This window comes from Hymenobacter sp. J193 (assembly GCF_024700075.1).
GTDB lineage: Bacteria > Bacteroidota > Bacteroidia > Cytophagales > Hymenobacteraceae > Hymenobacter.
The window spans coordinates 2,619,505-2,632,362 of the sequence record NZ_JAJONE010000001.1; the positions used below are offsets into that span (position 1 = coordinate 2,619,505).

At 60.1% G+C, this 12,858-nt stretch carries 7 protein-coding genes; 3 read left to right on the forward strand and 4 right to left on the reverse strand.

Annotated elements, in window-relative coordinates:
- Positions 1–86: 86 nt before the first annotated feature.
- Positions 87–3,215, reverse strand: a complete 3,129-nt coding sequence (locus LRS06_RS11415) for a BPTD_3080 family restriction endonuclease (RefSeq protein WP_257871605.1) — start codon at positions 3,213–3,215, stop codon at positions 87–89.
- A gap of 275 nt (positions 3,216–3,490) precedes the next feature.
- Here LRS06_RS11415 and LRS06_RS11420 point away from each other — a divergent pair, with 275 nt between their 5' ends.
- The 3 genes from LRS06_RS11420 to LRS06_RS11430 are packed head-to-tail and all read left to right on the forward strand — an operon-like array spanning position 3,491 to position 9,819.
- Positions 3,491–8,230, forward strand: coding sequence for a hypothetical protein (locus tag LRS06_RS11420; RefSeq protein WP_257871606.1), 4,740 nt, complete (start codon positions 3,491–3,493; stop codon positions 8,228–8,230).
- Positions 8,231–8,246: 16 nt separating this feature from the next.
- A complete protein-coding gene (locus LRS06_RS11425; protein ID WP_257871607.1) occupies positions 8,247–9,125 on the forward strand; it encodes a hypothetical protein in 879 nt (292 codons plus the stop codon).
- Between the two features lie 31 nt (positions 9,126–9,156).
- A complete protein-coding gene (locus LRS06_RS11430) occupies positions 9,157–9,819 on the forward strand; it encodes a hypothetical protein (protein ID WP_257871608.1) in 663 nt (220 codons plus the stop codon).
- Between the two features lie 38 nt (positions 9,820–9,857).
- On the opposite strand, the gene LRS06_RS11435 is transcribed toward LRS06_RS11430, so the two are convergent.
- The 3 genes from LRS06_RS11435 to LRS06_RS11445 are packed head-to-tail and all read right to left on the reverse strand — an operon-like array spanning position 9,858 to position 12,625.
- Positions 9,858–10,778 (reverse strand): DNA/RNA non-specific endonuclease, encoded by a 921-nt coding sequence (locus tag LRS06_RS11435; protein ID WP_257871609.1) that lies wholly within the window; start codon positions 10,776–10,778, stop codon positions 9,858–9,860.
- 46 nt (positions 10,779–10,824) lie between these two features.
- Positions 10,825–12,147, reverse strand: a complete 1,323-nt coding sequence (locus LRS06_RS11440; RefSeq protein ID WP_257871610.1) for a Y-family DNA polymerase — start codon at positions 12,145–12,147, stop codon at positions 10,825–10,827.
- A gap of 10 nt (positions 12,148–12,157) precedes the next feature.
- Entirely contained in the window at positions 12,158–12,625 is a 468-nt protein-coding gene (locus tag LRS06_RS11445) for a LexA family transcriptional regulator (protein WP_257871611.1), read from the reverse strand.
- Positions 12,626–12,858 lie beyond the last annotated feature (233 nt).

Below are 12,858 nucleotides of genomic sequence, written 5' to 3' on the forward strand. Positions count from 1 at the left end.
GTGAGGGGGAGCCTGACGACTCGCGGCTGGGAGCCGCGACGTAGGCTGGGACGGGGGGATGGTGATAGTGAACTGGGAGGAATGGATTAGCTGACGGGTTGGGCGACGACGGGGACCGGGTTGGCCGCGTACTGGACTTCCAGGTCCTGGAGGAAGGCCTGGAGCTGGGGGCGGATGTTGCGGATGTCGTTGGCGATTTCGAGGAAGTGCCAGGGGTCGAGGCCGAGCTGGGGGGCGACGTTGTTGACGGCCGGGAGCCAGCGCTCGGTGACGTACCAGCGCTTGTCGGTTTTGGCTTCGGCCATGCCGCTGATTTCGAGGACGACGTTGACCCGCTGGCCGGTGGAGAGGCGGCAGCGCACGATGAAGTCGGGGAAGTAGCGGCGTTCCTTGGCCTGGCTGACGTAGGGGATGCTGAAGCCCAGGAAGTCGTTTTTGACGTAGGCTTCCACCTCGGTCATCTCCTCCAGTCGTTCGAGCTCCTTGGCGGCAATGCCTTCCCACTCGCTGTCCATGACCACGTAGTTGACGTGGCTTTTGGTGGTGGGGTACACTTCGCGGCTGGTGGCGCCGCGCACCCGGGAGGTGGTGCCCACCTTGTCGTTATAGTGGGAGAAGACGGGGCGGATCTGGTCGGTGGAGCGGGGCTCGGTCCAGATGCCGCGGCCGATGTGCTCGACGACGGCCTTGTCGTCGTAGAAGAAGATCATGCCGGGGAAGGCGCCGCCGAGGTAGCTGACGCGGGTGCGGAGCCACTCGCCGACGGCCTGGCGCACGGGGCCGAACCAGTAGGTACGGGGCTTGCTGTTGGAATCGGCGAGCTTGTCGGAGAGGAGCAGCTTGGCATAGTAGTACTCGAGCTGCTGGAGGCGCACCTGGCGGACGTTGTCGAGGTTGAGCTCCTGCTCGTGCTCGGAGAAGGCCGAACTCATGCGGGTGCGGGTGGGCAGCTTGTGGCCCTCGATGATGAAGGGCTCGACGGCCGAAAAGTCAACGCGCAGCACGTCGCCGCCGGTTTCGAGGCGGTAGCCCTCCACCATGGGGAAGAGAATCTCCAGCTCGGCCCGGCGGTCGGGCAGCGCGTGCACCTGGGTGAGGGGCTTGGGCGGCTCGGGGGGCGTGATGGCGCCTTTGCGGAACAGCTTGAACGGCACGCCGATGATGTGGGCGTACTCGGGCGGGAACTTGTATTCGACGATGCGGCGCTTGTCTTTGGTGGGCTGGCCCTCCTTGTCGTAGCCGACGAGGTTGTAGGACTGGCGGCGCAGGGCGCGGCCGGCTACCTGCTCGCAGAGCAGCTGGGAGCCGAAAGCACGCAGGCCCATGATGTGGGTGACGGTGTTGGCGTCCCAGCCCTCGGTGAGCATGCTCACGCTGACTACGCACCGGACGTGGGAGCCCAGGGAACCGGTTTTGCCGACGGTGTTGACTACTTCGCGCAGCAGGTCGCCGTCGGTGAGGTTTTCGACGGAGCGGCCGGGGTGCATGATGCGGTAGTCCTGCTTGAAGCGCTCAATCTCGGGGCCGAACACGCGCTTAAACTGCTCGTCGACCTGGTCGGAGTTGTCGAGGGCGCTGGAGTCGATGATGAGGGTGGGCGGCTTCTGGCGGGGCAGGCGGGTGTGGCGGTCGAAGTTGGTGAGCAGCTCGAACTGGCCCGGCATGATGAGCGGCTCGCCGTCGGCCGTGGCGGTTTCGTAGCCGGCAATGTACTTGAACACCTCGGAGGAGACGTTGGTGTTGTTGCAGACCAGGATGAGCACCGGGGGCGTGGAGAAGAGGCCGCCGAGACGGTGGAATTCCTTTTCGTAGTGCTCGTAGAACTGGTGGAGGGCCGTTTTGACCAGGGTGGGCAGCTCGGGCTTGCCTTCCAGCTTCTGGGTGCGGGAGCCGCGCTTGGGCAGCTCGTGCTTGACGTGGGCGTAGATGTCGCGCAGCTTGGCTTCCTGCAGGTCCTGGGTGTCGTCGCCTTCGGGCAGGTAGGGAATCTTGACGAGGCCGCTCTCGATGGCCTCAATGAGGCCGAAGTCGGAGCAGACCCAGCTGAAGAGGCTGTAGGGTGTGTAGCCCGAGCCGCTGAGGTAATAGGGCGTGGCGGACAGGTCGTAGACCTGCTGAAGCTTGAAGCGGCGGCCGATTTCGACGAGGCCGCGGTACCAGACGGCAGCCCGCTCGTTTTCCTCTTTGATGTCGGTGCCGTCTTCCGCCTTGGCGGCTTTCTTGGCCTTGGGCAGGTAGCAGTGGTGGGCTTCGTCGTTGAGCACGAGCAGGCGGCTGCCGGCGCGGAAGGAGCCGAGCAGGCGGCGGATGACCTGGCCGAAGTCTTCCTTGGCTTCGACCTTGAGGCCGGTGACGGGGTCTTTTTTGCCGTCGAAGGGGCTGCGCTTGTTGCCCTGGAGCTGCTTGGGCTCAAAGGCGTGGTAGTTGGTGAGGACGAGGCGGGCGTTGAGGCCGGCGAGGCGCTGGTGCAGGTGGGGCGGCACGAGGCCGCGCTGGCGGTAGTAGTCCTTGGCGTCGGTGGCGGTGTGGGCCTGGGTGTCAACGTAGAGCACCCCGAGCCGGTCGCGGATGGTGACGCCGGGGGTGACGAAAAGGAAGTAGTCGGCGAAGCGGGTGTCCTGGCGGTACTCCTGGCGGTTGAAGTAGTGGTAGAGCGTGAGCATGGCCATGACGACCGTCTTGCCGGTGCCGGTGGCCATCTTGAAGGCCAGGCGGGGCAGGTTGAAGTCGGCATCGTCGCTGACCTGCCAGGCGGCAGCCAGCTCGGCCAGGATGCTGGTGCCGCGGTTCTCGGCGCGGGCGGGGGCTACCTCGTTGAGCCAGACGGCCGTTTCGAGGGCCTCACGCTGGGCGAAGAACAGGCGCTGGGTAACAAGGCGCTCCTTGTTCTCGAACCAGAACAAAAGCAGCTCGCGGGTGACGCGAGTGGTGTTGGGGTAGCCGTCGGCACGCCACTGGCCGACTTCCTTGCGGAGACGGTTGATGAGGTGGTCCTGGACGGCGGGCAGGTCGGCGACGTCGTAGAGCTCCTTCTGCTTGCCGACCTTTTTGGGCAGCACCTGGGCGTCGGGGGAGTAGGGGCGGCGGCCAGACTTGATGACGCTGTAGTCGAGGCTGCCGTCGGGCGCCATCTGGTAGGCTTTGCGGGGCTCGTCGTAGGGGTTGTTGAGGATGGGGTTATCGGCGGGTGGGGTAGCGGAGGATTCGACGGACATAGGGAAGCATAGCGAAAAAGGGGTAGTAAGGTAGCAGATCGGGCCCTACAGGGCAAGCCAGTACAGGCACAAACTGTACAATTTTCATATAGCCTGCATTATATGCTTTCTAATTTCGTGGGGATTAAGTCTGTTTCATGAATGTAGTGCGACGATTGGAAATTTGTACTATGTTGTGCGAACTAGTAGATTGGCTATTGCATAGCTAATAGGTAATTTAACATTCGTTCTTACCGCGTAAGCGCAAGCATACTTTCTTTTTAGAGTCTTACTTTATGCTTACTGGGATTATTATTAGCTATACTGATGAACGTTGGCAGGTCCGAACGAATACAGGTCTGCAATATTCATTCACTGACAAACAGGTCAAATCACCCGGGAGCTGGCGGCCTAAAGTAAAAGAGGCTGTCATCGTAAAGCTACAGGACGGTCAGTCCTCGGCGGTACGCTCAGTAAGGCAACTACCGCCAGGGTATTTGAAAGCGCATCATCCACCTCGAATGGTCCCGGCCCGCTACGTGGGCTGGGGAGTGGCCGTTAGCCGCTTTGCAGCCGGTATTGAGCTGAGCCCACTGCTGCGAGCCCAACATAACGTGGTGCCGGGAAGCATACTATTAGTGCGCTATGAGGCTGTGGGCAACATAATGGCCACGGCTAAAGATGTCACCATCATACAAAAAGGCAGCGAACAGCAGCAGGCATTGGCTGCAGCACTTTTTGCCGATGAAAAGAAGGTGGCAATGGAAAAAGCAGCGTTGCTGAAGCTGTTAGAAGAGTTAGGGGAAGTTAGGACGGATGAGGACTATAAGCACTTGAAAGATCTGTTGCTGCACTGGGATGCTTTGGCTGCTGAGCCTGTGCCCTTTCGGGTAACTATGCAGGCGGATGCAGGGCAAAGACTGGCAGCGGATGGGTATGCTCACTGCTTGAACGAAGCAACATTGCTGGGGATGCTAGACCAAGCAACTGATCTGGCGCCATTACTAAGTGCGCTGCGCCAGCTGCCGGCAGCAACGCTTAAGCATATCGTGATGGAACGTCTGGCCCTACTTTCGGCCGAGACACTGCTACAGGATTACCGGCTGATAAGCCAATTGCTGAAGGCAGCGCCTGATCTAGTGCAAGCAGAACCTATGCTGCAGCCTCCAGCACTAGGCCTACTACCATTACCGGAAACAGTGCGAGTCCACTGGTGGGAGCAAGGGCTGGTACCGATGCCGGCGCAGAGCGTGCTGACTGCCGAAATGAGCCGTCGGCTGGATTTGGCGCTGACGGACTCCAAGGCTCAGGAGCCTTTGCGCCGTTTGGTGGATGCCTGCCGTCGGGATAAATGCCTGAAGCAGGTTGGTCAGGAAATGCTCCTTGCCATACCGGGGACTGCCCGACTCACGGCGCTACGCGGCCTCCTGCCGATGGTAGACGAAGCAACCGGGGAAAAGTGGGTACGGGAGTGCCTTATTGGCCATGTGAACGATGATGACTTATACACGGCCTGGGAACAAAACAAGTTGTTTTGGCTACCAACAGAGCTCATCACTACGCAGCTATTTAATCAGGTATCCGCGGCGGTACCGGCCGTGTTGCAACGTCTGGCCAGGCTGCCAGATGCTATTGCGGCCCTCGCGCAGGCCGGTGGGCAAGGGCCGTGGGAAGGCGAGCGGGGTAATGCCATAAAGGAGGTGCTGCAGGTTTTGCACAAGGCTGCATCTGCGCCGGCGCCACACTACTCCTGGGAGCTACAGAAGCCAACCAGCGGGCTACCCGCTGCCTGGGCAAAAGAGGCATTGCAGGCACTGCAGCAGAAGGTGACCGATCTGTCGGGGGCGACGCAGCTGGAATGGTGGCTAGCGGATTTGTTGCCTGAGCCGGCAGATGACATACTGCTCCCGTATTTTCTGGGCAGCGCAGACCCTGCTCCGGTGGCTGGATGGGTGAAGTTGAGCGCGGCTGGAGCGGCAGCACTGGAAGGGCCCTTGCTGAAATGGGTGGAGCAGACGCAGCCCATAGCCTGGATATATCAGGCCCAAAAGGCCTGGATGGTGCAGCCGCACCTGCTAGCGTTGCGGCAGCGGGTGCTAGCCCTGATTGAAACGAGTTGGCCAGCGGCAGCACAGGTGGAACTGTGGGTGCTGGGAGGCAGCGCACAGCCCAGCAGCGCCATATTGCAATCCGTACTTGCTGAGGCATCAGTAGATCAAGCGCGGGAAATGTTCACGCGCGCCACGACCAGCACCTTACCAGAATTGTTCGATCAATACCTGGCAGGTCGTCCAACCGGTACGTCGTCGGCAATGGAACTGGCCCTGGAAATAGCCAAGCAGCATGCCCCCACAGAACCTGGCATGAGGTACCGGTACAACAGGCTGGTCAATCTGTTGGTAAACGAACTAGAGCCGGTTCAGTATTACGACTACTGGCAGCGGCAATTGTTGCCGCCGCCGCCCGTTGAGCGGCTCTGTACTATTGTACGGGACGTACCCGAAACCGACTGGCCCCTGCTTTTTCAGAGGTGTCCGGTGGAGCTGTTACAGCAGTACTTGACGACGGAACTAGCTACTGCTGATCGGAAAGATGAGCAGGCTAAAGCTATGTTGAAGGCACTGGGCAGCCGAACCAGTTACGATACTAGCGCTGTGAATGTGCGCGATAAGTTACTGGCTGGGCTTTCGGATGAGCAGCAATTGGGGTGGTGGCTGGAAGGCCTGAAGGAGGCTTCCCCAAGTTGGGAGGTTGTTGCTCAGGCCTTGGCGGCGAAAGAACAACCGGCATGGCTGGCAATAGTGGAGAAAGTAGCCCGTGAACGACTGAACGAGCTATTGGCTTACCTGCCAGCGGCAAGCAGGATGCTGTTGGGTGTGGTAGCAGGTCTGCTTTGTGAGCAAAGAATTCTTAGGGGGCAGTATGCCAGCTTACGGGTGCCTTCTCTGGTTAAGTTTGCTGAAGTAGTAACGGAAAAATTGGCGCATGAGCCCGCATTGATCCTGCCTTGGCTACAAAGCATCTTGCAGCAGTGTCAGCCGCCAAACGTTGGATGGGCAAACTCACGGTATTCCGCAGTTGAAGATCTGGGGCGCGCTCGTATCCGATTGTTGATATCCGAGCGGGTCTTTACTCATCTGGATGAGATGGAGCAACTGCGATGGTGGGGCGCAGGGCTGGTGGCAAACCACCCAGCAGTTGAGCAGGCGGTTCTGGTGGAATTTGTGGGGCGGAACATGCCGGAATCCTTTGCCGGCCGCGTTGCCACAGCATACGCTATTCCGGAGGCCGTGGTGCGGGGGTGGCAAGGCTTGGGCAACCTGCGGGCCGCCCATTTTGAGCAGCAGTTTCCGGCAATGAAGGTCTGGCTTCCGGCGGCAGCCCATCACGCTGATCTTTTGCAAGCGGTGGGGCCTTACCTGGACGCGAAACTGACCCATCTCCAAAAGGCGACCCTCTGGCTCTATGGCTACCCAATCGAGCCACCGGGTGAAGGTGGGAGGTGGACAATAGTGGAACGGATGCAAGGGGTTATCAGACTCCGCTCGCTGGGCAAAAACGTAGAATCTACATCATGGTTGATGCCTACCGCAGAAGAGGTTGAGGAATGGCTGTCAGAGCAATACTGGCAGGAGGAAGACCAGCAACTGGCTGGCCAGATGTTGACCCTGCTGCGCGACTACCACGCGCTGGAAGTGGTGGCGCTGCCGGCCTGGGAAGAGCTGGAACGCGAGTTCCTGAGCCGCTGCGCAGGCGTGGTGAAGGTGCGCTTATGGCTGACGCTGCCCCCGGAGAGCCAGCAGCGCACCTTCAACTACTACACGTTCCGGCGGGGCTATAGCCGGCTGCGCGTGGCGGAGCAGCGGGAATTTCTGCGTATGGGGCTACCGTACCTGAAACAGGCCGGAAAAACCGAGCAGGACATGAAGGGTGCTTTACACCTGCGCCGGCGGCGGCTGGTGAGACAACAGGATGGGGTGAGCGTGTACCGAGTGTGTCTGGCACACTGCTACTGTCCCGGCGAGGGCCTGTTGGAGGTGGAGCTAGCCGACAAAGCCCACACCCGTCCCTGCGCCTATCCGGGCGCGGAGGACAACTGGAACGATAAGTTTCTGCGGGAGCCGTATGCCGGCTGTCCGGTGCTAGCCCATGTGGATGACCAGACGCTGGAACTGCTCCGGATTCAGGGCCTTGAAGCCGCCCTGAATCAGTATCCCACTGATCAGCAGCCCAGAGACCAGTATGTATTTCAGCGAAAGCGCAAAGAGCAAGGCACCATTGACAACCCGGCAAGCTACTGGGAGGATGAGGGGCTACATGATGAATTCAGTAGTTATCTACTGGAATTAACCGCTGGCACTGGATTAAATCCTGTAATTCTAACGGAAAAGAAAGCCCCGCGACAAAGATCATCAGTTGCAGCAACCATCAGTACTGAGGATGAACCAGCTGCTTTGATAAAGCAAACAGCCAATAGTTGGGCTGAGGAGGAGTTGGCCATGGGACTAGCTTACCAGCCCCAACAAATGGAGCTCCATGCTAAAGCCGAAGAGCATGATATGGTGTTCATCTGGGCTGCGCGGTTTGCCCATTCTAATCGCGCCGTTTACATATTTCGGGCACCTCTCCTACATCAGGAGCAGGCCCTGGAGCGGCTGACTGACTTGCTGCAGAATGTGGGCGGCATCCGGTCGGCACTGCTGGCACCCGGGCTGGTGTCGCATCGGCTCCGCTGTCATCTCGGCTACGTGCGCAACATTCGGGGGCAGCGCGGCCATACCCAGGCATTTGAGGGGTGGCAGAAGCGGTTTGATGCCGCTGTTGCAGCGGGCCCTTCCCGGCAGCACCCTTACAACCCGGATAGTGATTTTGCGCCATGGGAATTAGAGGTTGATGCAGATGCTGCGCCTGTGCCTCCCGCCTACACATCAACTTCAGTCAACCCCACGCCAGATGACCGGCAGGCCACCGCACAACGGATGCTCCGGCAACTGCAACACCTCAACAGCCTGTTTCTGGCGGGCTACCCTTCTTAACAGTCATTCGCATACTATGTCACAGGAACAACCTTTAACCGACTCCTCTTTTACTGAAACTGTATTTGAAGAGCTGGGACAGGAATTGCGGCGGCTTAAGTCGGCCGTGAGCCATCTGACCCTGTCGGAGTCGGCCGCCACGCAGGCCATTACCGCCGCGGAGCAGGTGGTGGAACGGCAGGCTCAGCTGAGCCGGCAGCTGTCGGACTACGTGAGCAGACTGCCGCAACCACGGACTTCCGAAACGGCCACGCAGGTAGTGGATCGGCTGGTAGCAAGCCATGCGGAGTCGCATAATAGCCAGGGAAACGAGGAGCACTACCAACGTGTACTGGCCAGGTTGGAAGAGCACCAAGGGCAACTGGCGCAGATGCTGACGAAGGTTGAGCAGCAGCTCATGCAGGGCGTGGCGCACCATCTGTCGCAGGAGCTGGAGGGCCTGCGACAGCAAACGGTTCAGGACGTTGGCGCGGCGCAGCAATACGGTCAGGTGCTGGGGCAGCTACAGCAGCATACGCACGCCATTCGGGAGCAGCAGCACAAGGTCTCTTTGCAGCTGGAGACCTTGTCGGCCGGCTGGCCCGGGCAGAGCCGGCAATTGGAGGAGTTGCGGAAGGCAGTGCAGACAGTGGGCCAACAGTTCTCGGAGCAGGTCGCGCAGCAGCACAGAATGCCGGCTGAGTGGCAAAACCAGTTGCAGCAAGCTTTGGCACCGCTGATGAAGCCGAAAGCGCAGCTTACTCTCGCCCCGGACCACGAACTTCGCCGGAAGGTGGATGAGTTGCAGCAGACCGTAGCGGTGCAGCAGGGCCTGCTGAAACGGCAGCAGGTAATAGGGCTGGTTACGCTGCTGGCAGCGCTGGCCGGATTGGTTATAGCTTTCCTAGGCGAATAAGGAGCTGGCTTGATAGTATTTCATTATAGCAATGACTGCAGAAATTGCCCTCCTGGTACTGGAAAATCCATGGGATGAGCCCAGAAAAGGCACCCGTCGGCTGTCAGTGCAGCCCTTCTTTGAGGGGCTGGAGCGTATTCATGATCATCTGGCTGTGTATCACTCCACTTTTCACGACCTGGACGGCTTGCGAAGTGCGCTGGACTATGACCTGCGTCTGGCCAGGGAACCGCGTCAGGTGCTGTATGTAGGGTCGCATGGTAGCGGCCGGATGCTTAACAACGTTCGACTTGCAGACCTGCGCAAGACCATTCAGGGGCGTACGGACCGATTGGAGGGTGTCATCATCAGCTCGTGTGACGTGTGCAAAGACCCACAGGATCTGGTGAGGCTGGTGAAAGACACCAGCATCCGCTGGGCTATCGGCTACAAATGCCCGGTTGGCTGGTTTGACAGTATGGTAATTGAGCTGGCACTGCTGAATGCCGTGGCGGAAGCTAAGTTAGAGTACAAGAAGAACATGGCTTCTCTGGAGCAGTTCTTCCATGGGGCCTTGCAGATTCTCAACCGGGACCATGTGCTGTGGCCGGGATACGGCCGGTTGGCGGATAACGTGAGCATTGTCATCAACTCGCGGGCCAACGCCCAGCCGCGGGTACTGAGTTGGCCGGAGAACGAGGCAACTCTTACTTAACGACCATTCTCCACAGCTGATCGTTTTTTCTAAATGACCTAATTAGTGGGGCCATTATCTACCTGAGTTTCCAGTACCTGCTGCACGGCTGAAGGAACGGCGGAAAGCAGGTCGAGGCCGGTGGCGGCTTCGATGGCATCAACACTGACGCGGTACTGGCCCCAATTTGTACTGATAGTGTTTTCGTTGGGCGTGTCGATGGCGATGACGCGGGTGCTGGTGCTAACGCGGGTGGCGTCGTCGGTGCCGGTGGGCAGGATGACTACGACCTTCCAGAGACGGTTGGGAACGGTTACGCGGCCGTTATCGAGGGTTTGGGTGACGCCGCCATTGGAGCCGGTGCCGCCGCGGCCGTAAGAGCCGCAGATGATGTAGACCTCATTGTTGGTGGCCAGGAACGAGCGGGTGTAGTCTTCCAGGTTGGCCCAGGTTTGCTGGTTGTTGCGCGGAGCCTGCGGGACCATATTGGTCATCAGGAACGTGGCCGAGTTGTCGGCTACGGTGTTGGTGCGGTCGGCGCTAGGGCACATGTGGCCGCGGTCGAAGCCAGAGCCGGAGTAGCTGGTGGCCTGCACCTGGTACCAGCCGGCGGGCAGGGTGTTGTCGGCCCGGAAATCGTCCTGGCGGGCGGCAGAGCCGCGCCAGGTGGCGTCGAGGTGCCAGCTCACCCAGTTGGGGATGCCCCGGTCCCGGTGGTAGCTCAGGGCGTACTGCGACTTGCTGAGCAGGTAGTTGGTGGGCTGGTTGATGTCGACGGTAGCCCCGCTGGGGTTGCCCAGTGTCAGGTGCTCGGGAAGCGGCTGCGTGGGCGTGGTAGGCGTGGTCGGCTGGGTGGGTGTGGTAGGAGTGGGCGGTGAGGTCGGCTGGGTGGGCGTGGTAGGGGCAGGGTCCTGGGTAGTTGAGCAGGCAGCTACAAGATTGAGGATAAGCAGGGCAGCAGGCAGGCGAAGGACTTTCATATTTGAAAGATAGTATCTGCTCAGGTAGTAATGTCAACTACTGGAGCTAATCAACCAGCATTAAATCCTCCAGTCGGGTAGTGAAAGCCTGGCTTTTATGCTGCGCTTTACCCTGCCAGGGGGCGGACTGGCCAGCCGCTACTACGGTAGCGGCTGGCCGCACGGTACCGCGGCCGAAGCGGCGGTTGAGCGTGTCGAGGGTGTGCATGAGCTGCTGGGTGCGGCCAGTGTCGGGAGCGGTCACCAGCGCTTCGGCAGCCGGGGTAAACAAACTCAACTGCTGGCCACGGCCGGGGGGCTCCAGCCCATCGAGCACCACGCCGGCTTTTGCGTAGAGGCAGCCGGGCTCGTAAAGCCTTTCCAGTAAGCGGCGGGCATAAGCCAGCAGCTGGAGGGTGTTGCTGGTGGGGCCGCCGGGCAGCGTGAGCGTAGCAGAGCGGGTATAGGGCGGCTGTACGCGGGAATCGTAGCGGTCCTGGCTGATGTAGATGGTGAGGATGTGGGCCTGGTCGCCCTGGGCGCGCAGCTTCTCGGCGGCGCGGCTGAGGTAGGTGGTAACGGCGCCCCACAGGTCGTCGAAGGTGGCCAGGCGCTGGCCGAAGGAGCGGGAGCAGCTAATGCTTTGTCGGGCGAGGGTACCATCTTCGGAGGGCAGCAGGCCGTGGCAGGGCTGGCCCAGCAGCTCCTGCACCAGCCGCCAGCCGACCACCCCACCGAGGTGCTTGCGGGCCCAGGCCTCGGATACCTGGCTCAGCTCCCAGGCCGTGCGGATGCCGTGGGTGGCGAGCTTGCCGGCATACTGGTAGCCGATGCCCCAGACGTCGGCAACGGGCAGGGCGCGCAGCGCCCGCTCGCGCCGGCTGGGCGTATCGAGGCGCAGGATGCCGCCGAGCTCGGGGTGTTTCTTGGCCAGGCGGTTGGCGACCTTGGCCAGCGTTTTGGTGGGCGCTACGCCCACGCAGGTGGGAATGCCGGTGCAGGCCAGCACGTCGCGACGGATAGAGTGGACGCGGGCGTCGAGCGTGCCGCAGTAGGTGGTGAGGCCGTGCAAGTCGAGGAAGGCCTCGTCGATGCTGTACACTTCCACTGCGGGCACATGGTCAGCCAGGCGAGCCATGACGCGGCGGCTCATGTCGCCATAGAGGACGTAGTTGGAGCTGAGGGCATGGCCCTGGTGTTGACGCAACAACTCGCGCACTTTGAAGAAGGGTGCGCCCATGGGAATGCCGAGCTGCTTGGCCTCGGCCGACCGGCTCACTACTGCCCCGTCATTGTTGCTGAGCACCACCACGGGGCGGCCTTCGAGCCGGGGCTGAAAAACCCGCTCGCAGCTGACGTAGAAATTATTGCCGTCGACTAACCCGTACATGGCTCCTGCCTTAGTCGCGGCTGCGTAGCAGCGCCGTGAGTTTACCAGGTATCAGCTCATGGACTACATGGGTGACGACGCCCCATATGCGCAGATTATCCGGCTCGGTGATTTCGTAGTCCTGGTAGTCAGGGTTTTCGGCCTGCAGCCACCAACTGGTGCCGCGACGAACCAGGCGCTTCACGGTGCAACCTCCATCTACCACGGCCACCACAATATGGTTGTGGTCGGCTTCAAGGTGCTTGTCGACAGCCAACAGGTCGCCGGCGTGGATTTCTGCATTCTTCATGCTCTCGCCGGCTACCCGGATGAGGTAGGTGGCTTCGGGGTGACGAAACAGGATGCGGTTGAGGTCGAACAGCTCCTCCAGCTCATCGGAGGCAGGCGACGGGAAGCCAGCGGGCACCAGGGTGGCAAACAAGGGTAGCCACAGCGTGGTGGTGGGGGCGCCAACTTCGATAAGTTCGATGGACGTCATAGGGGCAAGGGTAACGGATTGGGTGCGACAAGTATACTAAAATAGTTAGTAGATTGTTCGCATAATGATGTGCGCAAGTGAGTGTGTATGACGCAAAATAGACAATATAATAAGTATTAAAAACGTGTTATTGTGCGAATAATGCACATAAGGAGGGTAGTTTAACGTTCAAAATAGATGCTCAAGAAATTATGCTAAAGTAAATAGCAAAAGCTGTATGACGTATTTCTTTC

Bases quoted from the DNA above. Each gene is read 5' to 3' on its own strand.
- LRS06_RS11445 (WP_257871611.1), bottom strand. From the start codon at position 12,625: ATGACGTCCATCGAACTTATCGAAGTTGGCGCCCCCACCACCACGCTG.
- LRS06_RS11425 (WP_257871607.1), top strand. From the start codon at position 8,247: ATGTCACAGGAACAACCTTTAACCGACTCCTCTTTTACTGAAACTGTA.
- LRS06_RS11430 (WP_257871608.1), top strand. From the start codon at position 9,157: ATGACTGCAGAAATTGCCCTCCTGGTACTGGAAAATCCATGGGATGAG.
- LRS06_RS11440 (WP_257871610.1), bottom strand. From the start codon at position 12,147: ATGTACGGGTTAGTCGACGGCAATAATTTCTACGTCAGCTGCGAGCGG.
- LRS06_RS11435 (WP_257871609.1), bottom strand. From the start codon at position 10,778: ATGAAAGTCCTTCGCCTGCCTGCTGCCCTGCTTATCCTCAATCTTGTA.
- LRS06_RS11415 (WP_257871605.1), bottom strand. From the start codon at position 3,215: ATGTCCGTCGAATCCTCCGCTACCCCACCCGCCGATAACCCCATCCTC.
- LRS06_RS11420 (WP_257871606.1), top strand. From the start codon at position 3,491: ATGCTTACTGGGATTATTATTAGCTATACTGATGAACGTTGGCAGGTC.